Source organism: Kaistella sp. 97-N-M2 (genome assembly GCF_021513235.1).
GTDB lineage: Bacteria > Bacteroidota > Bacteroidia > Flavobacteriales > Weeksellaceae > Kaistella.
In genome coordinates, this window is record NZ_CP090976.1 from 1,400,358 (window position 1) to 1,421,742 (window position 21,385).

At 40.8% G+C, this 21,385-nt stretch carries 12 protein-coding genes and 1 pseudogene; 9 read left to right on the top strand and 4 right to left on the bottom strand.

The features are described from left to right. Positions 1 to 23: 23 nt before the first annotated feature. From L0B70_RS06730 to L0B70_RS06745, 4 genes are all read right to left on the bottom strand, one after another. On the bottom strand, positions 24 to 704 hold the full coding sequence (locus tag L0B70_RS06730; RefSeq protein WP_235143510.1) for a DUF5915 domain-containing protein: 681 nt from the start codon (positions 702 to 704) through the stop codon (positions 24 to 26). Then, the gene (ileS, locus tag L0B70_RS06735) at positions 680 to 3,547 is read right to left on the bottom strand and encodes an isoleucine--tRNA ligase (RefSeq protein WP_235143511.1); all 2,868 of its coding nucleotides are present in this window, start codon (positions 3,545 to 3,547) and stop codon (positions 680 to 682) included. The genes L0B70_RS06730 and ileS overlap by 25 nt, the downstream gene beginning before the upstream one ends. 78 nt (positions 3,548 to 3,625) lie before the next feature. After that, entirely contained in the window at positions 3,626 to 5,089 is a 1,464-nt protein-coding gene (locus L0B70_RS06740; protein WP_235143512.1) for a sensor histidine kinase, read from the bottom strand. Positions 5,090 to 5,165: 76 nt separating this feature from the next. Next, the gene (locus tag L0B70_RS06745; protein ID WP_235143513.1) at positions 5,166 to 5,657 is read right to left on the bottom strand and encodes a DUF2062 domain-containing protein; all 492 of its coding nucleotides are present in this window, start codon (positions 5,655 to 5,657) and stop codon (positions 5,166 to 5,168) included. A gap of 126 nt (positions 5,658 to 5,783) precedes the next feature. On the opposite strand from L0B70_RS06745, the gene topA reads away from it, so the two are divergent. From topA to L0B70_RS06790, 9 genes and pseudogenes are all read left to right on the top strand, one after another. After that, complete coding sequence (topA, locus tag L0B70_RS06750; RefSeq protein WP_235143514.1) at positions 5,784 to 8,357, top strand: type I DNA topoisomerase; 2,574 nt, start codon at positions 5,784 to 5,786, stop codon at positions 8,355 to 8,357. A gap of 424 nt (positions 8,358 to 8,781) precedes the next feature. After that, a complete protein-coding gene (locus L0B70_RS06755) occupies positions 8,782 to 11,856 on the top strand; it encodes a T9SS type A sorting domain-containing protein (RefSeq protein ID WP_235143515.1) in 3,075 nt (1,024 codons plus the stop codon). 109 nt (positions 11,857 to 11,965) lie between these two features. Next, positions 11,966 to 13,042 carry an arginase gene (locus L0B70_RS06760; protein WP_235143516.1) on the top strand — a complete coding sequence of 359 codons (1,077 nt, stop codon included), beginning with the start codon at positions 11,966 to 11,968 and terminating at the stop codon, positions 13,040 to 13,042. Between the two features lie 23 nt (positions 13,043 to 13,065). Further along, complete coding sequence (locus L0B70_RS06765) at positions 13,066 to 14,631, top strand: hypothetical protein (protein ID WP_235143517.1); 1,566 nt, start codon at positions 13,066 to 13,068, stop codon at positions 14,629 to 14,631. Continuing rightward, positions 14,624 to 15,612 (top strand): annotated as a pseudogene (locus L0B70_RS06770) (glycosyltransferase family 2 protein). The gene L0B70_RS06765 and the pseudogene L0B70_RS06770 overlap by 8 nt, the downstream one beginning before the upstream one ends. 13 nt (positions 15,613 to 15,625) lie before the next feature. Then, positions 15,626 to 16,756 carry an EpsG family protein gene (locus L0B70_RS06775; RefSeq protein ID WP_235143518.1) on the top strand — a complete coding sequence of 377 codons (1,131 nt, stop codon included), beginning with the start codon at positions 15,626 to 15,628 and terminating at the stop codon, positions 16,754 to 16,756. 6 nt (positions 16,757 to 16,762) lie between these two features. Beyond that, positions 16,763 to 17,881 (top strand): glycosyltransferase family 4 protein, encoded by a 1,119-nt coding sequence (locus L0B70_RS06780; RefSeq protein WP_235143519.1) that lies wholly within the window; start codon positions 16,763 to 16,765, stop codon positions 17,879 to 17,881. Between the two features lie 35 nt (positions 17,882 to 17,916). After that, the gene (locus tag L0B70_RS06785; protein WP_235143520.1) at positions 17,917 to 18,765 is read left to right on the top strand and encodes a polysaccharide biosynthesis/export family protein; all 849 of its coding nucleotides are present in this window, start codon (positions 17,917 to 17,919) and stop codon (positions 18,763 to 18,765) included. Between the two features lies 1 nt (position 18,766). Beyond that, the gene (locus L0B70_RS06790; RefSeq protein ID WP_235143521.1) at positions 18,767 to 21,253 is read left to right on the top strand and encodes an exopolysaccharide transport family protein; all 2,487 of its coding nucleotides are present in this window, start codon (positions 18,767 to 18,769) and stop codon (positions 21,251 to 21,253) included. Positions 21,254 to 21,385: the final 132 nt, after the last annotated feature.

Genomic DNA, 21,385 nt, shown 5'->3' on the forward strand with positions numbered 1-21,385 from the left:
AATTTGAAAATTAAAGGGATTTTTTATTTGATCTCTTTCCCAATAATTGCCATTTTTTTAATGTTTACGTTAAATTTTTTCTCATCAATTTCGATTTCCTCAAAATTTGAAAGTGAATTTACAATTTCTATTTTATCTGACAACACTTCTTCTGAAATATATGTGCTATTGTTGAGTAATTCCGTTTCAAAGGGCGAATTGGCCTCCAATTCAATTGAAATTCTGTCAGTTAAGTCGAAACCGCTGTCTTTTCTTAAATTTTGAATTCTGTTGATAAACTCTCTTGCAATTCCTTCCGCTTTTAGTTCTTCAGTTAAAGTCAAATCCAGCGCAACCGTCATTTTACCTTCGTTTGCTACGGTCCAGCCGGGAATATCTTTTGTGAAAATATCAACATCATCCAAAGAAATTTCGTAACCCTGAATCTCCATTTTTCCGTCCTTTTCTAAGGTCGAAATCTGGTCCGCGCTCAAGTTGGCAATGGCGCCGCCTACGGTTTTCATATCTTTTCCAAGTCGGGAACCTAAAGTTTTGAAATTCGGTTTGATCTGTTTTACAATGAGGTGCGAAGCTTCGTCCGCATTGATGAGCTGAAGTTCCTTTACATTAACTTCCTGCTTAATCAAATCTGAAACCGCTAAGATCTGCGTTTTTGTTTTCGCGTCCATCACCGGAATCATTACCTTTTGAAGCGGTTGACGCACGCGGATATTTTCTTTTTTCTTAAAGAAAACACCATCGAGGTAATCTGTTGCGCCAAATGTGTTTTTTCTACAAGATCCTCATCAATCAGATTTTCGTCTGCCACCGGGAAATCCGTTAAGTGAATGGATTCCGCGGAATTTTTGCCTGTAATTTTGTTCAGATCCTGATAAAGTTGATCCATGAAAAAAGGCGCAATTGGCGCAGAAATTTTCGCGATCGTTTCCAGACACGTATATAAAGTTTGATAGGCAGAAATTTTATCATCAGAATAATCTCCTTTCCAAAATCTTCTTCGGCAAAGCCTTACGTACCAATTGCTTAAATTATCGTTCACGAAATTATTGATGGCTCGTGCCACTTTCGTGGGTTCGTAATCGTTATAAAACTCGGTTACGTCTTTCACCAGTAAATTCAGTTCGGATAAAACCCAACGGTCGATTTCCGGCCGGTTTTCGATGTCTTTTTCGGAATAGTTAAAACCGTCAACATTCGCATACAAAGCAAAAAACGAGTAGGTATTGTATAAAGTTCCGAAGAATTTTCTGCGTACTTCATCAATTCCTTCCAAGTCAAACTTTAAATTTTCCCACGGATTGGCGTTGGAGATCATGTACCAGCGCGTCGCATCGGGACCGTATTTATCTAAAGTTGTAAACGGATCTACCGCATTACCCAACCGTTTGGACATTTTCTGGCCGTTTTTATCCAAAACCAAACCGTTCGACATAACGTTTTTGTACGCCACCGAATCGAAAACTGCCGTTCCGATTGCATGAAGCGTATAAAACCAGCCGCGCGTTTGGTCGACTCCTTCCGCAATAAAATCTGCGGGAAAGGCTTTTCTCCCGTCGATCATTTCCTTGTTTTCAAACGGATAATGCAGCTGCGCATACGGCATGGAGCCGGAATCGAACCAAACATCGATCAGATCGGTTTCTCTGGTCATCGGTTTTCCGGCGGCTGAAACGAGGATTATTTCGTCTACAATATTTTTGTGCAAATCGATTTTTGCATAATTTTCTTCGGACATATTTCCACTTTCAAAACCATCGAAAGGATTTTTTGTCATGAAACCTGCCGCCATCGATTTCTGAATTTCGTTCATCAGTTCTTCTACGGAACCGATGATGATTTCTTCTTTCAAATCTTCCGTACGCCAGATCGGCAACGGAATTCCCCAATATCTGGAGCGCGAAAGATTCCAGTCGTTCACGTTTTCCAGCCAGTTTGCAAAGCGTCCTTCACCCGTAGATTTTGGTTTCCAGTTGATGTTTTCATTCAGTTCTACCAAGCGGTTTTTCACTGCGGTCATTTTTACAAACCAGGAATCCAGCGGATAATATAAAACCGGTTTGTCGGTTCGCCAACAGTGCGGATAACTATGGACGTATTTTTCTACTTTGAAGGCTTTGTTTTCTGTCTTTAAAAGAATCGCCAGTTCGACGTCCCAGGATTTTTCGGGAGCAGTTCCTTCGTCGTAATATTCGTTTTTGATGTATTTTCCGGCGAAAATTTCCGGGACGTTTGCACCTTCCAAAAATTTCCCCTGCAAATCAACCAACGGAACAAGATTTTCGTTTTCATCTTTGATCAACATTGGCGGAATTCCGTTTTCCTTACCTACGCGAGCATCATCGGCACCAAACGTCGGCGCAATGTGAACGATTCCGGTTCCGTCTTCTGTGGTAACAAAATCGCCAATGATAACGCGGAAAGCTTTGTCTGCATTTTCTGCTGGTGAAAACCACGGAATTAACTGTTCGTATTCGGTCCCCGCTAAATCTGCGCCCGTAAATTCTTTTACAATTTGATACGGAATATTTTTATCGTCGGCTTTGTAGTTTACGAAATCCTCATCCGTTGCGGCAAAATATTTTTTACCGAAATTTTTCTCCAAAAGAACTCTCGCCAAAACGATGTAAATGGGCTCGAAGGTGTATTGGTTGAAGGTTTTCACCAAAACATATTCGATATCTCTGCCCACCGCTAAAGCCGTGTTCGAAGGTAAAGTCCAGGGCGTTGTCGTCCAGGCAAGAAAATAAACGTTGTTTTGAGGTTGCTCAGCGTCGAATTCTGCCCAATGAAGTGCGCCGCCGCAAGTGTTTTCTGAGATTTCCGCACTGTCAATTTTGGCTTCAGGATAAGCAATTGCTGATAGTTCTTGCCATATTTTGCCTGCATTTTCAGGCGCTTTTTTCAGTTTAAATTGCGCAACAACCGTCGTGTCCGAAACATCACGGTACGTTCCCGGCTGATTGAGCTCGTGGGAAGACAAACCCGTGCCTGCAGCGGGCGAATAAGGCTGAATGGTGTAGCCTTTGTAGAGCAAATTTTTTGTGTAGAGTTGCTTTAAAAGCCACCAAACAGTTTCCATGTATTTTGGTTCGTACGTAACGTACGGATCTTCAAGATCAACCCAATAACCGATTTTCTCCGTCAGGTCATTCCAGACGTCGGTGTAGCGCATCACGGCGTTACGGCAAGCCTGATTATAATCTTCGACAGAAATTTTCTTCCCAATATCTTCTTTTGTAATGCCGAGTTCTTTTTCTACGCCTAATTCAATTGGTAATCCGTGCGTGTCCCAACCTGCTTTGCGGAAAACCTGCTTTCCCTGCTGCGTTTGGTAGCGGCAAAAAATATCTTTCAAAGCTCTCGCCATAACGTGGTGAATGCCGGGCATTCCGTTTGCCGAAGGCGGACCTTCGTAAAAAACATATTCGGGTTTTCCTTCGCGTATTTCTACAGATTTTTTAAAAGTTTCATTCTGAGCCCAGAATTGCGTTATATTCTCGGCAACCGCGGTTAAATCGAGATTTTTATATTCGTTAAACTTCTTCATTGTCAGTCAGTTCAAAAAGAATTATCCTTTTTTATTAAGTTTGCGAATATAAGGAATTTTAGTGGAATTTTTACGCGTTCAGCGCAGGGATTTTTCGGGTACAGGAATTTGCAAAACCACCATGGTGCCAAGCGGTTTGTCGTCTTCGTACAGGTCGTGGTAAGTAATGAGATAAGCATCAGCACCGAAATAATTTTTTAGCATTCCATTGGCGATATTGGTACCCATTGAGGGTCGGCTTTTGTTTTTGGGTTTTGCGTTGCCGGCTTTGCTTCTACCGATTCCGTTATCAATGATTTGAATTTCGACCCCGTGCGAGTTGAGAAATATCTCGAGCTTAATTTTTTTGTCTTCCACAGAGGAAACGCCGTGCAGAATGGCATTTTCGATAAAGGGCTGTAAAACCATGGGCGGCAGTTTAATCTTTTGGGAATCTATTTCGGGCGCAACGTTGATTGTAAATGCAATTGAATTATTAAAACGCAGATTTTCAATATCCATATAAACCTGAAGTGTGTGCAGTTCCTGTTCTAAGGTGAATTCTTTCGTGGAGGTTGCAACGAGAATGGTCCGGATGATTTTTGAAAATTTGGTTAAATATCCGGCTGCGATTTCCGGTTCGTTTTGCAGAATATAAAATTTGATGGAGTTTAAAGCATTAAAAATAAAATGCGGATTCATTTGACTTTGGAGGACGGAAAGTTTTAGGTCGGAGATTTCCTGCAGGTATCTCATTTTCTCATTTTCGATGCGGAGGCGTTTCTGGTTTTCCAAATTCATGCTGTCTTTTAATACATCATTTTTCTTCATCTCCGCAATAAAGTTTTGATGGAAGGAAGATTTTTCGAGAAAATTGTTTCGTTGCCAATGGCCCAGCGCAAAAGAAAACGCTAAGTTTTCCACAAAAAATCCCATGAAAAAGATAAAATCGCCCATTTTTCGGCTGATGTTAATCCAGGGCAACTCCCGAACAAATCTTTCGCCGATAACAGAACAGATAAACAGAACGACGCCGCCAACCAAAATATAATATTTCAGTTTGCTCTTCAGCCTCATCAAAATATAAAAGGAGATGATGGTTTGTATAGCGATTGCAAAAATGAAAACTTTATTAAACCCGGAAAAAAAGAATTCAATATTGCTGACGCGCAGGAGCAGAAAACTAAAAATCGCCGCGATCAGCATTACCAGAACCGGCATGGTGATTACACGATACCAAGTTTTGTTCGTGTTTTTTACGCTTAAAAACTGGGTGAAGAAGAAAAAATAAATGCAGTTATAAACAATGGTGAAGAATTTTTTTGAGGCCGCATCGAATCCGAAAAAATCGTTTACATCCTTCAGAAATCCCGTTTCCACCATGGGCAGATAAGCTAAAAGCGAGAAAAAAGTATAGGAACTGTAGAGCAGGTAAGATTTGTCGCGGTTCTGAAAAAACATCGCCAGGTGATAAGCCGACAATGTGATTAAGCCGCCGCTCACAGCGTACAAAATACTGTCGTACGTGTCCCGCTCAATAATGGTACGAAATGACGCAAACATCAGAAATGTGTTTATTTATCTACAAAAATATAGTATTTATAAGAACTTTATTCTATTATGTTCGCAATAAAGCAATCTATTTTTCTTCTTTCGCTTTTGAATGAGCCTGCTGAAAGATAAAATATGAAACAAGGCCCAAAACAAGGGACGAAACAATTGCCAAAATTAAACTGCCAATTACGTATTGAATAAGATTATTTTTAACAAGACTGGTATCTAAAGTCTGATTTTCGAAATTCGTTACGCCGCCCGCAAACGGAGCTCCCAAAAGCATGGAGAGAAAAATAATAAACGGAATGAAAGCCGGAAAACTCACTTGCGTACTCATATAAGACAATGCTTTGTTGAGTTTAAAAAAAGAAGCTAAAAAAATAATGATTACCGTGTGGAAGCCCCAGAGGGGCGTTAGGCCGACAAAAACGCCCAAAGCGATCGATTTTGCCTTTACTTCGTTGCTTCCGTCGGTCTCCAGAATGTTTTCTTTTAAAAATCTTTTAAATCCTTTTTTCCGGAAATAACGGTAGAACACTTTTTGACTTTGAACGGTGTTTTGAATGAAATTTTCCAAATCGTTTCTTCTTTATTCCAAAGATAAGAGTTTAAAATCTTAAAATTCGGTATTATATTAAGGAGTAAAATAATGCGAAAAGCGCAGTATTAAAAAAAAACTTCTACTTTTGCAAAAATTTCGAGGATGTCAAAAAATTTAGTGATCGTAGAATCACCTGCAAAAGCAAAAACTATTCAGAAGTATTTGGGAAAGGATTTCGAGGTGAAATCCAGTTTCGGTCATATCCGGGATTTGCCAAAAAAAGGAATGGGGATCGACTTGCAGACCTTCACGCCGGACTACGAAGTTTCTGCCGATAAAAAGAAACTCGTTACCGAACTGAAAGCCGCCGTGAAAAAGGCCGATATGATTTGGCTGGCTTCGGATGAGGATCGCGAGGGTGAAGCGATTGCCTGGCATTTGGCGCAGGAATTAAAACTGAACGACGACAATACAAAACGTATCGTCTTCCACGAAATTACAAAGAATGCCATTTTAAAAGCCATCGAAAATCCAAGGAAAATTGATCAGAATCTGGTCGATGCCCAACAGGCGCGAAGAATTTTAGACCGAGTGGTCGGTTTCGAAATGTCGCCCGTGCTTTGGAAAAAAGTTAAAACCGGCCTTTCCGCCGGCCGGGTTCAATCCGTTGCCGTTCGATTAGTGGTAGAAAGAGAATTGGAAATTAGAGGTTTTAGTCCAAAGTCATCTTATAAAATTGAAGGTGTTTTCTTAAATAGTAACGAACAGGAGATTTCGGCAAAACTGAAAAAGGATTTTGTACAAGAAAAAGACGCAGAAGATTTTTTAAATCTTTCCAAAGACACCGACTTTAAAGTCCTGAATGTAGAAACAAAGCCCGGAACGCGCACCGCTTCTGCGCCGTTTACCACCTCAACTTTACAGCAGGAAGCCAGTAACCGTTTGGGTTATGGCGTAACCGGAACGATGCGCGTGGCGCAAAGATTATATGAAGAAGGTTTCATTACCTATATGCGAACCGACTCCGTGAATCTTTCACAGGAAGCGATTAACGGCGCGAAAGCTCAGATTATTTCTGAATTTGGCGAAGAATATTCCAAGCCACGAAATTATACCACAAAATCTGCCTCCGCGCAGGAAGCTCACGAAGCGATCCGCCCTACCGATTTTTCTTTGAAAAACGTCGGCGACGCGCAGTTGAACAAACTCTATCAACTTATTTATAAAAGAACCCTGGCCTCGCAAATGGCGAATGCTAAAATTGAGAAAACAGTTATCGAAATTGGTAATCAAAAACTTCCGCAGCATTTTGAAGCGCAGGGCGAAGTAATTGTTTTTGATGGTTTCTTAAAAGCTTATGGAATTATTAAAGCAGAAGATGAGGACGAAGAAAACAACGAAAAACTTTTACCGAAAGTTGCGGTAGGCGAAGCTTTGGACTATAAAAAAATTGAAGCGACGCAGAAATTTACGCGTCCTTCTGCAAGATATACAGAAGCCGGTTTGGTAAAAAAACTTGAAGAATTAGGTATCGGCCGGCCGTCAACGTATGCGCCAACTATTCAAACGATTCAAAACCGGGAGTATGTGGATAAGAAAGAAATTATTCCGCAGGAAAGAGAATTCATGAAAATGACGCTCGGTAAAAGTGGCCTTAAAAAAGAGGTTTTGGTAGAAAAATTTGGCGGCGATAAAAATAAATTTGTTCCAACCGACATCGGCGAAGTGGTGAATGATTTCCTCACGCAGAACTTTGCAGAAATTCTGGATTATGGTTTTACGGCGAAAGTAGAAGCCGATTTCGATAATATTGCCAACGGCGGCGAAAAATGGAAAGACGTTTTGCAAGGGTTTTATAAAGATTTCCACCCAAAGATCGAAGATGTTGAAGAAAATGCCGACCGCGCAAACGGGGAAAGAATTTTAGGCGTAGATCCAAAAACTGGTAAAAATGTAATGGCGAGGATCGGAAGGTTTGGTCCTATGGTGCAGATCGGAGAGCAGGACGATGAAGAAAAACCCGTTTTTGCAAGCTTAATGGCCTCTCAAAACATCGCAACCTTAACTTTAGAGGAAGCTTTGGAACTGTTTAAAATTCCGTTCGATCTGAAAGAGGTCGAAGGACAAAGTGTAACCATCGGTGTTGGGAGATTTGGACCGTATGTGAAATGGGGCGAAACCTTCATCAGCATACCAAGAGGGGAAGATCCGCTTTCCATCACGCAGGAAAGAGCCGAAGAGATCATCAACGAAAAGAAAATTGCAGACGCGCCAATAGCGACGTATAAAGGCGAGCCGGTAACAAAAGGCAGGGGAAGATTTGGTCCTTTCATAAAGTATCAGTCTATTTTTATTAATGTGCCGAAACGATATGATTTCGATAATCTCTCTCAAAACGACATCAACGAGTTAATTGAAGCGAAGCTGGAAAAAGAAGCTAACCGCTACATTCAGCAATGGGAAAGCGAAAAGATTTCCATCGAAAATGCACGTTGGGGTCCCATCGTAAAATTTGGAAAAAATATTTTTAAAATTCCAAAAAACGGGAAAGACGAAAAATTTACCGCGGAAGAGCTGGCAGATGTTTCGTTGGAAGAAGTGAAAAAGTGGATTACCGCGCAGGATAAAAATGCATTTAAAGAAAAGCCGAAAAAAGCGCCGACGAAAAAAGCTGCTGCTAAAAAAACACCCGTAAAAAAGGCAGCTGCGAAAAAAGGGGTGGCGAAAAAGAAATAGAATTTATAACCAATTTTGATGATCCGGAAGATGTAAATCTTCCGGATCTTTTTTGTTTTTTTTGGGAGGAAATTATTTCGCAAAACCCTGCTTTTAATGGTTTCTAAAACAAAACTCCACCTTCCTCCTTAATTTTCTGTTAATGTTCGCTTTAATATCGAAATATTTTTCCGTAAAAGTTTCTGATTTATATAGTCTAAATTTTATCTTATGTCTTGAATATAAGATAGTTATACGGTGTAAATGGAGTATTTGTAACGTATTAACAATATATAACACCTAATTTTTATCATATTTTTAAAACTATTGTTTTGTTCATAAGGATAAATTTATATATTTGCGACATCACAAATGAATGGATAAAGCCAACACAAAACAACGATGTTAAAAAAAATTACAGTAAAAATTGTAAATTTTTTTTTCTATGATAAAGATTCATTTGTTCTTCTTTTGCTTTTTAGCAAATGCAGCGTATTCGCAAACGACGAATAACGCGAAGGCTCCCAATAGTTATATTTACGATTTGGATGCGGCGAATGCCCAAGGATACGGCGGACTCGATATTCCCGTAGTAAAAGCCTATGAAATGTGGTCCCAATACGAATATTTGAAATCCAATGGTGCTTCAAATCCAATCCCCGCCGGCGTACAAAGTGCTTCGGTCTACTGGCAGGATGTCCCCGGAATGATCAAAAAAGTAAGTATCGTTCCCGGCGCAGAGGCTTCCCAGTCCAAAATCCGCGTTGAAATTAATAAAGGCAAAGGCAAAGGAAACGCCGTTGTTGCTTTTAAGGTTAATGAAACCATTTACTGGAGCTGGCATATTTGGGTAACCGACAATCCTGAAGACGGTGTTGTTTACAGCCAAGGTACCGAAACCGACCTGAATGGAAACCCGATTATTGTTCAATATATGGATAGAAACCTGGGTGCCACAAGCAATACATTTTTGGGAAACCAATGGCAGAAGTCCGGTGGGCTGATGTACGAATGGGGCCGAAAAGATCCCTTCCCACCCTTGGTTTATAAAGATGCGGATTTCTATGCCATTACCGGCGAGGTCGGCATTTTAAGACATAAAGAAATTGATCCTGTAAATACGATCCCGGTTCAGGTAAGGCCTTTTGACGAAATTGAAAAAAATATGCAGTTTGCCGTCAAAAATCCGCTCACTTATATCATCAATACCGACGCCGGAGGCAACTGGTTTTCCAGCAGCAGATACAAAGTACCGGGAGCAAGCCCCAATTACATGACCTGGGATTTATGGTCCGATAACGCGAAAGGAGGAAACAGCAACGGAAACAGTTCCAATACCACACTCAAAAACGAAAGCCTTTCCTATGAATTAAAGTCTGAATTAGACCCGTGCCCGAACGGATGGCGCGTCCCGTCCTATTACGGCAGAGAAACTCAGAACAATAATTTAGCTTTTTTCGGCAGAAAGAACAATGGTTTTAATGACGACAGCGCGGCCGAATACAGAGAGTTTTATCCGAACACTCCTAATCCGATGTTAGACGGTATTAAAATTTATCCCGGTCTCGGCATGGATTTCACCAATTCCAACGGCGGCGAAAGAAATTTAGGATTATTGCCCGTTTCAGGCGGCTATGTTTATTATCCAAATTCAGCTGCACCCAACGCGCCGGTAGGAATTACGTTTCAGGATAATTCCGCCAACGGCGGTTTGTGGAGTGCCACCTTTGCTTACGATGGTGCCCGACTTTTTTCCATGGTTTCAGATCCCGTGCGAACAAACACAAGTGTAGGTCTTCATGCCATTTATAACAATCAAACAAACCCGACAAGATCCGGAAATGCCGTAAAGTGTATGCGCGATCCTAATCTTGCGCTTATCGGTGATTTTGCAACGGAATACTTTAAAAATCAAGAAGATAATTTTAAAGAAGGTCTTGACGATCCGAACTCTTACATTGTTGTGGATGAAACACATTTATCAATTCCCGTGCGCAAAGCATTTTCGGTCTACAACCAATTGTTAACCGACCACGAATCGGCAAACGCAGATAATTTGATGGCGAAAGTGTTGTGGTCTTCAAATGAAGAATTAATTTCAGATTTGGTATTGGCTAATAATCCAATCGACGCCCGACTGTCCACCATTGAGGTGCAAATTAATCCGCAAAAAAAAGGAAATGCAGTTATTTCTCTTCATAACAGTAACGCGGAGGACAGTCCCGCACTTTGGAGCTGGCATATTTGGGCCGCAGACGAAGATCCAACGGTAAATACAGTTACCTACGCCACAGAAGAAGCAATTCCTGCAGATTTCAATTTCATTAATCCCACCTCCAGCAAAATGCCGGCTTTACAAACGGTTTTTATGGATAGAAATCTTGGGGCTCAAAAAAGCGACATTGCATCGGGTTACGCTAATGGACTTCATTACCAGTGGGGAAGAAAAGACCCTATTCCATCCTTTGTAAGCACATTTTCTCCGTCGGTTTTTGTTAAAGGAAGTTCGCCTGCGTATGACGGTATTGATGCCTCGCAGTATATTTCGAAGTACACCAAGCCTTATCAAACGTACGGCTCCACGAACAGTATTTCGTACAAGAAAATTCAGGAAAACATTATTTCCTCTATCGCAAACCCCTTAACTTTTCTTTATCATGATAAGCAGGGAATGCTATATGATGGCGGAAACCATTACGCCAACGATCTGACGAAAGTTAATGATTGGGTTTCAGATGAGAGAGGGCAGGCCGGCGACCGATGGGGACATGGCGATAAAAAATCACCATTTGATCCTTGTCCGGAAGGATGGCGGGTTCCCGATGTTTCTTTCACCAATCTTTACACAGGATCTAAAGGGAATTCACCCTGGTACAACGGTTATCATGCAGATGCCTACGGAAAACCCGGCGTTATTCAGGATCAGTGGCACGATATTGCCAGTTTTTATGGCGGCTCGGTTGAATCCACTAATGGCTGGAAATTTGAAAACCCAACCTTTAATATCGGAAATTTTCCACGCGATGGGATCAGAGGCGAACTCGGTGGCAAAAATGTGGGCTTAGAACGCTCCGGCGTTTGGACCGCTTCGCTCGCCGATATGAATACCGGCTTTGCTTTAGCCATGCAGTTTCAGGGTGACAAAATGCAGACCGGAACCGGTGTTTATCCGCAGGCCGGGATGAGTGTTCGTTGCGCCAAAGATGAGCGCCGCCTGTTAGGAGTTCCTGTCACTAAAAATAATCCCGATATTGTTTTGGGAACAGAGGGAGATCAAGTTATAAGTCAAGCCCAAAATAATGAGCTAAAAGTATATCCGAATCCTTTTAAAGATGAATTCTCCATCAACAATCCGAATTCGAAGAATTATGAAATTTACGATTTCAGCGGAAAGTTGGTTTTGAGAGGCACAGTGCAAAACGGACGGGTAGATGCTACTACAGTTCAGAAAGGGATTTACATTTTGAAAATTTTTATGAACGATGGTTCCATCGTTTCCAGGAAACTCATCAAACACTAGAATTATATTGACTTGAAAAAAAGCACAATCGTTAAGGTTGTGCTTTTTTTGTTACTTTTGTTGAGATTGTTTTTTCTTCTAATAACCATAAAACCTTCATTACACCGCAATGAATATCGACGAAATTCTACTTCCGCCCAAAGATTTTAAAACCGAAAAATGGCAACTTGGAAATTTAATATCCACAGAAATTCCCGAAGATGGAATTGTTTTGATCTTCTGCTTCGATTACCGCGGTTTGGAAAATGGCGCGGCAGAAATCCTCGATTTCAAAAGGGTTCGTCAGGAACTCTATAAGCTTTCAAAACTGGATTTCGAGGTGCCGGTTTGTGATCTGGGCGATTTAATTTCGGGGAAATCGCATGGCGATACGCACTATATTTTGCAGGAAATTCTTTCGATGTGTCACTCGAAAAATTCCATTCCGGTGGTGGTTGGCGGCAGTAACGATTTGGCTTTTTCGCTCTTTTCAGCCTTAAACTTTCATCAGAAGAATATAAATTATACGCAGGTTTCCAATATTATTTCCTTGTTGAATGATACGAATGAAATCACGGAAAAAAACTTCCTGTCAAAAATTTTAAGTTCGAAGGAATTCAGCATCAAAAATTATCATCATCTCGGCTATCAGAAACATCTAAACGAGATGGACTCCGTGAAACTGATGAAGGAAGTTGAATTTGATGTGCTCCGCCTGGCGGAAATGATGAATTCTACGGAAAAAACCGAACCCTATTTTCGGCGCGCGGATTTGGTAACTGTAAATTGCGATGCAGTCGAAAGTTTGGGCGATGGTTTTTCGGCCAACCCACAAGTGAACGGTCTAAACAAAAGGGAAATTTGCGCATACATGAAGGAAACCGGCCTTAGCGAAAACCTGAAATCCGTAGGAATCTTTAATTTCAACGCCAATTCTGCAGAATTTTTGAACCACCAGCTTTTGGCGCAGATGATTTGGCATTTGCTCGAAGGCATCAATATTCAAAAATCCCATCCTTTGGAACGGTCTTATGAAACATTTTGGGTGATGATCGACGACGGACAATATGCTTTTAAACGCGACACGTTCAGCAATCTGTGGTATTTTGGCGAAGACGAAAAGGTGCAGAATTTAATTCCGTGCGCGAAGTGGGAATACGATGAAGCCAAAAAAGGCTTTTTGAATCCACGCTTTTTAAGAAACTGATTTTCTTCCGTTAAATAAATTAGATGCCGAACCTGACGATGAAAAGCGCTTTATCTAAAATTTTTAATAATCCCTTTTTGTTGATCGGTATCACGGCGATATTGAAGTTGCCTTTGTTTTTAACCAAAAACATTCAGGAAGATTCTTTTATCACGTGGCGTGTTGCGCGTAATCTACTGAATTATGGCGTCATCGGCTTCAATGGAAACGAGCGCATTTCCGCGTCGACCACGCATCTTTATGTCCTGGTTTCGGCTTTTTTTCAACTGATTTTCGACGAAAATTTTATAGGTCCGCTGCTTATTTTTAGCGGAGTTCTTTTTGCGGTCGGCTCTTTCTGGCTTGGCAAAATTCTCTTCCCGACGGATCTTTTTAAACGCGGTTTTTTCGTGATTTTCCTGAACATGCTTCCACCCGCACTTACCGCCTCGGGCCTCGGCATGGAGTATGGGATTCTGTTTTTTCTGTACAGCGGCCTTATTTATTTTGGTATTTTCAAAGGAAAAAACTGGGCTTATTTTCTCTTTCCGGTCTTAATGCTGTGGACGCGGATGGACACGGTGATCTTTTTGGGAGTTTTCTTTGCAGCCGATGTCATTATTCGGAAAAAAATAAATTTATTTTTTATTTTAGGTGGCATTGCAGGAGTGATCAGCGTTGTTTCTTTCAACTATTTTTACTTTGGAGAACTGGTAAACCACACGATTACGGCTAAAAAAATTGCCTATAAAAATCTGATTCAGAACAACAGTTTTTCTCATTTCCTTTATCAGTGGGCGTACTACGGCGGACTCATCAAAAAATATTCGGTTTACACGCTGCTTCTTTTTGTCGCATTCTTAATGCTTTTGGGTTTTTCTGTTTTTAAAGTTTACAAAGACCACAGGCGGGTTCCGTATAAAACAAGATGGATTTTACTGGCAATGTTGGCATTTGCTTTATTAAAAATTACAGTTTTTGCGTGGTTTCAAGCTTATTTCGATTGGTATTACTGGCTTCCGCGGGTTTTTATGTTTGTAATTATTCTGTTCTATGTTCTGGATTTTGTTAAATTAAAATGCAAACTTTTAATTCCGGCGGTTTTTCTGGGTGTTTTGGCTTTGTACGCCTTTCAACTTTTGCAGTCCTACACCATTGGGTACATGGAAGAGCGCCAACGGATGCAGATCGCGGCAGATATTAACAGTGATCACGTTTCCATGAAACAGTCTGTTTTACTGGAGCCCGCAGGAATTATTCCTTTTTACACGAATCTTTTTACGTACGATGAGGTTGGGCTGGTGAGCAAAAAAATTACGGAAGAAATGCTGAAAGACGATCAGTTTTGGTGGCGCAATTCGGTGAAGAGATTTCAACCCGATTATATTTTAACCATCGCCCAGAAACCCGGGACCGAAAGCAGTTTCTACCGTTTAAAACCTGAGGATGCATCTGAATTTGCGCACGAATATAAACTCATAAAAGCGTATCCGATCGCGAAAATTCACAATAATGCGCCAAAAATATTGCGGTGTATTTATAAAATACGGCCCATCGGAAAAGATTATTATCTTTATAAACGGTTGCGCAAATTATCACCAAATGATTAAAGTTTCTATTATTGTTCCTGTATTTAATGTCGGGAAATATCTGCGGAAATGTTTAGATTCCTTGGTGCATCAAACGTTGCAGGATATTGAAATTTTAGTCGTTAATGATGGCAGCACGGATGAATCTCAAATAATTATAGAGGAATTTCAAGAGCGTTTTCCTTTAATAATTAAAGCGTTTACGAAAGAAAACGGCGGTTTGAGCGATGCGCGGAATTTTGGGTTAGAGTGGGCGCGCGGCGAATTTCTAGGATTTGTCGACAGTGACGATTTTGTTTCGCCAACCATGTTCGAAGATATGTACAAGCTCGCAATAAAACATGCTGCAGAGATCGTAATCTGCAATCTTCAAAAAGTGAACGAAGGCGGAAATGTAACGCAAAAGCTCACTCAAATTCCAAATATGCCGGAAAAAATTGATCTTGCAACACATTTTTCAGTGTTTTCGGATATCAGCTATTTTGCCTGCAATAAGATTTTCCGGAAAGATTTATTTCAAAATAAACGGTTTAAAAAAGGCGTTCATTTTGAAGATATTCAGCTTATTCCGCAGTTGGTTTTGGCTTCGGCTACGATCGCCCAAACCCAAAATTTTCATTATCAATATTTGGAACGGAAAGATTCTCTCTCCAAAACACACACGGAGAAAGGTCTGGATATTTTGCAGGCTGTTGAGGATGTGGAGGTTGCGTTCAAAAGCTCCGTTTATTCTACAAAAAAGGCCGAGTTCAAAAACTTTCAGATTTTAGAAGGGATCTATTCGTTTTTGGCTTATCTGGCTTTTGTAAAAGATGAAAAAGTGTATGCCGAAATGTCGGAAGAGCTGCAAAAATTCATCAAAAAAAGAAGATATCACGTTCAGAAATTATAGGGTATCAACGCTTTGGAAAGAATTATCTTCTATCTTTGTCTTTAAGAAAAAAAATTTATTACTTACTTTATTTCTTAAGGCAGGAGAAGCTGTTGCGGAAATTAGTTTAACATCCATTAACCAATGCCGGTTCTCCACCCCATTTTTATTGTGATTTTTCTCTTTCTTGCCTTTGCGAGTTACTGGGAGATTTTTCGGTTAGAGAAAAAGCAAAGCATTTTTGTGTGGATTGCCGCGGTTTTAATTATTATAGCCGTCGGTTTTCGGATCGATGTGGGCGCGGATTATCCGATTTACAGGATGCTTTTTTCCGGTTTCGCCATTTATACGACGTATGGTGATGTTTTCGATAAAGCGCTATTTCGTCCCAATACGGAGGAGATCGAATGGCTGTTTGTTCTGATTAACAAACTGGTTTTCGATTTTGGTCTGCCTTTTTACATTGTTACCTTGGTGATGGCGGTGATTGCAGTGTCGTTAAAGTTCAGTGCCATTTACAGCAATGTTGCTTTTCCGTCTTTGGCTTTACTGTTTTACTTTATGCCTATTATGTTTTTTGAGGATTCCGGGCAGATGCGGCAGGGTTTGGGTATTGCGGTGTGCGTGGCTTCCTTTAAATTTATCAAAGACCGAAATCTGCCTTTATTTCTGCTGTGCATTTACATCGCCCTGGGTTTTCATAAAACCGCTATCGTTTTTCTTCCCGCGTACTGGCTGGTGAAAATTCCTCTAAGCAGTAAACGGATATTCTGGATTTTAGTGGTTGCGGTTTTGTCTTCGCCTTTCGAACTTTACCGGCTGGGCGGCTCGTTCTTCAGTTCAATTTCGCCGCAGGATATTTCGGGTGCCTATACCGGTTATTTGGATGACCGGTATTACGGTACTCAGGTTGAAACGGGTTTGAATGATATTGTGAAAATAATTTTTATCTTTATTTTAATTCGGTACGATAAAAAAGGGTGCGAAGAAGTTTGGTGGTATGAATACATGCGGAATCTTGCCGTTTTTGGCATGGCGATGTTTTACTTCTTCCGGTCGAACGAAATTTTTGCAGTTCGCCTGCCCGGGGCGTATATGTTTTTTGTGACGATGTTTTGCCTGAGCAATCTGGTTTATGCCGTGAAAGACCGCACCAGGCAAATTTTATATGTAGGTTTTATGACTTACTTTATTGCCATGTTTTTTTACTTTGGCAGTGGAAACGGGCATCGTGGCGGCTTTACAACCGAGAGATATGATAACGCACTCTGGTAATTATAAATGAACGAACTTAAAGACATTCTTGCAACAATTGGCCTTCCTGTTTTTTATTTGAAACTTGGGCTGGGAGTGCTGTGTTCCTTTTTGCTCACCTTTTTGTCGATTCCCACCATCGTGAAAATTTCCAAACGAAAGAACTTGATGGATGAGCCCGGGACGCGAAGTTCGCATCTTCGGAAAATCCCCAATTTAGGCGGAATAGCCATCTTTTATTCGCTTGCGGTCTGTGCGTCGATTTTTGCGTTTGAACTTTTCGATCTGTACAAATTTTTATTTGCTTCTCTGGTGATCCTGCTCTACATTGGTGTGATGGACGATATTGTGATCATGCGTGCCTACAAAAAACTGCTGGCTCAAATCGTGGTAACCGCTTTAATCGTTATTGGGTCGGATGTGCGAATCCGTAGTTTTTTCGGCGTTTTCGCTGTGTATGAACTGTCGTATTTCTTCAGCGTGATGATCAGTATTTTCACGTTTATCGTTTTAATTAATGCTTTCAATCTGATTGACGGTATCGACGGTTTGGCAGGCGGATATTCCATTATCTGCAGTGCGCTGTTTGGCATCAGTTATTTCCGGTTGGGCGAATATAATTATCCTTTGGTTGTGCTTTCCGGCGTGATTATCGGTTCCGTGGTCGGCTTTCTTTACTATAATCTTTCCAGTTACCGCACCAATAAAGTTTTTATGGGCGACACCGGATCTATGATTCTGGGGTTTTTATTAGCTTTTACGGCGATATGCTTTATTGATATTTTCATCGATAAGCAACTTCCGGAAGTGCCGAGGTATTATCTGCAATCCGCGCCGGCCATCGCCATCGCCATCCTTATTCTTCCAATAATTGATACTTTAAATGTGATCATTATTCGTTTATCCACGGGCAAATCTCCGTTTATCGCAGATAAAAATCATATCCATCACTCGCTTTTAGAGTTGGGTTTAACCCATCGCCGGTCTACATTTTATATTATTTTGTACTATTTATTTATTGTCGGCGTAGCTTTTTACCTGCGGCACATTAATGTAAATGTTTTACTTTTGGTGATCATCGTCTTGGGATTTATTGGTGCCTACATTCCAAAAGTTATTTTTTTAACAAGAAAGAAAGCTAATTAATTATTTGTTATTTTTGTAAATCCACACTAAAACTGATGAAAATATATAAAATTCTACTTTTTTTAATCTTATCGCTGGTCCTAAGTTCCTGTACATCCACGAAAGATGTGCGATATATGCAACCCAACGAAAATCTGGTCATCAATGAGGAAGGTTTGGTTCCTTACAATATTCCGGTTTACCGAATTACAAGGAACGACATGCTGAACCTGAATATCGTGACCACTCCGAAAGGCGACGCCGCACAGTTTTATTCCGCGCTCAACGCGCCCAAAGAAGGAGCGAACACCGGGGCAGTGAGTTCCTCAGCAAGCACCACCGGCCAGCAGGGTGGAAACTCCAATTTTTATTTTAACGGGCTAAAAGTTGACTCCAAAGGCGACATCAACATCATGGGCATTGGCTTTGTGAAGGCGGAAGGACGAACCATTGAAGATGTTACGCAGGAAATTCAAAACCGCGTGAACGAAAATTTTTTGGAAGGCAAATCTGAAGTTCGGCTCAACACCGATGGAATCACGTATTACCTCTTAGGCGATGTAGAAACCGTAGAAATAAGCGGCGAGAAGAAAGCCCACAAAAACACCTTAACCATTACAGAAGCTTTCGCGATGAACGGAGGTTTAAACCGAACGGTAGACCGTACCAATATCGTAATTCACCGCAAACTGCCGGAAGGAATTAAAATTGCAAAGATCGATCTCACCCGCGAAGACGTTATGAATTCTCCTTATTATTGGGTGCAAAATGGTGATGAAATTTTTCTGAACACACGGGCGAAAAACCTGAACGGTTTGGGTAAAGATCCCGTGCAAACGCTTACTACAGGAGTTTCCGTGCTTACAACTGCCTTATCAATTTTCTTAATTTTAACAAGACTCTAAGATGATTCCGGCAAAAGAAAACACGTCCAAATCTTCAGAGCAAAATGACAAAGCAGGTTCTTTTGCCTTTTTCGATTTCGAAAATTTCCTCCGCAGGATCCTTAAAAACTGGTATTGGTTTGTGCTGATGGCTACTTTGGGGTACGGCATTTCCTGGGTTTACAGCAAATATTACGCACAGAGAATTTACGCTTCCAATTTATCATTAAGCATCTCGAACAATACGGCGAGCTATTTTACGCCGAACCAGTCCATCAATTTTATTTGGGGGCAAAACGGCAATCAGGACGGAATTTATCTAAAGAAAATGCTTCTTTCCCGATCTCATAACGAATATTTGGTGAATCAGCTCGATTTATATGTGAATTATGCTACGAAAGGCCTCATTAAACAGACGTATCTTGATAAGTATGATTCTCCGATTTTTTTAGAGATCGATCGCGCGCATCCGCAGCAGGTGGATTATGCGATCACGCTCATCCCGAAAGGCGGAAGCCGCTATGAAGTAATTCTGCCGGAAGAAGGCCAAACCACTTCGCTTTATTCTTATGTAACGGAAAATTATACGATAGTCCCCAACTATAACCGGCCAGTGAACAAAATTATTTCGGTGGACGAATGGTATGTTTCTCCTAATTTAAAATTTAAACTTCGCAAAAATCCTCAAAATACACCCATCAAGCTGGATAACATTATCCTCACGCTTTCCACCGTTAATCAGACCGTGAACAGTTTGGTGTCGAGTATTGGGGTTGATTTCGATAAGGAGATCAACACCATCATGATCATCAGTAAGAGCGGTTACAATCTGAATGGAACGGTTAACTTCCTCAATACCTCCGTTGATGAACTGCAGAAAAAAAGATTGATCGACCGAAATACCGTTGATAAAAACACCGAAAATTACCTCTTCGAAAATCTGGCTTCAATCCGAAAAAAATTAGATTCCAGCGCCGCGGTTTTAAATCATATGAAAGTTTCCGAAGGGTTATACGACATTAAGGACCGCGACGAAAAGTCCCTGCAGAGAATTAAAGATCTGGAGAGCCGAAAAGCGGATATCATCACGAAAATCAACTCGCTGAACAATATTAAAAATACTCTTGCGTCTCAGAATTTAGACCGCATGATTAGCATGAATTCAGCCGGCATCGAAGATGGCGAGTTTACTGCCACGGTTTCGGAACTGAAAGCACTTTACATAAAACGGAGAGAACTCGCCTTAATTTACACCCCGAACTCCGAACCCATGCTGGAGATCAACCGCCTGATTAACGAAGCCCGTGGAAATTCAACAGGTTCCCTTCGAAATTATTATACGACCTACGTTAATGAGATTACAAAAATCGATCATCAAATCGCGGGCGAAAGTGGCGATTTGGTTTCCTATCCCGAAAAAGAACGCAGGTATTTGGATGCAGAACGCGGCTACAATATGATTGAAGCCACTTACAACAGCCTGCTTTCCAAACAGAACGAAACGCAAATTCGGGTTGCCACCAATAAGTCGGACATCACGGTCATCGACCCCGCGAAAAATCTAGGCCAGGCTCCTATCGCACCGGATGTGCAGAAAACAAAATATTCCATTATCGGCGGTTTGTTGCTTTTGCCACTTTTAATTTTAGCGATTTCCGAAGTTCTGGACAGCAGAATCAGAAACATTAAAGAATTGCTGCAGGCGACCAAAATCCCCCTACTGGGCGTGGTTGGCAAAAATACGCATGATAATAATTTAACTGTTTTGGAGCAGCCGAGATCTTCCATTTCTGAGGCTTTTCGTGGGATTCGGGCTAATCTGCGATTTCTTCACAAAGAAGATGATCAGTCGAAAGTTATTTTGGTAACCTCCTCAGTAGGTGGCGAAGGAAAAACGTATGTTTCCATTAATATAGCGTCGGTTTTAGGTTTAAGCGGTAAAAAAACGATCTTGCTGGGAATGGATTTGCGGAAGCCCAAAATTTTCGGAGATTTTAAAATTGATAATAAATACGGAATCTCGAATTTTCTAACGGGAGAAGTTGAAATGGAAAACATTATCAACACCACCCGAATTCCAAATCTGCACGTAGCCACGTCGGGTCCCATTCCACCAAATCCGTCGGAATTGTTGATGAGCGAAAAGAATATTCAGTTTATAAAAGATTTAAAGGAGATTTATGATTTCATAATCATCGATTCGCCGCCCGTCGGATTGGTTGCTGATTCCTTCGAACTGATGAAATATGCTGCGGCAAGTATCTACGTAGTTCGCCATGAATACACAGAAAAATATATGTTGAAGATGATTACCGAAAAATACCATAACCGCGAGGTGCAGAATCTTGGGTTGGTGTACAACGATTTCCAAGTGCAACAGGGATACGGTTATGGCTATGGATACGGCTACGGCTACGGTTACGGTTATTTTGATGAAGATAAAAATTATCAGGAACCGGTCTTTATAAAGATTAGAAATAAACTCAGAAAAGTTTTCGGAAAAAATTAAAAAATAAAACCCCCGCAAAGGAGGGTTTTATTTTTAATGGAATCATAAAAAGATTTTATTACCGTTTTTAATTCAAAAAATTATGCTTTTTTGAGGTTATTTAACTAAAAATTAAGAATTTCCTTAAAGTAA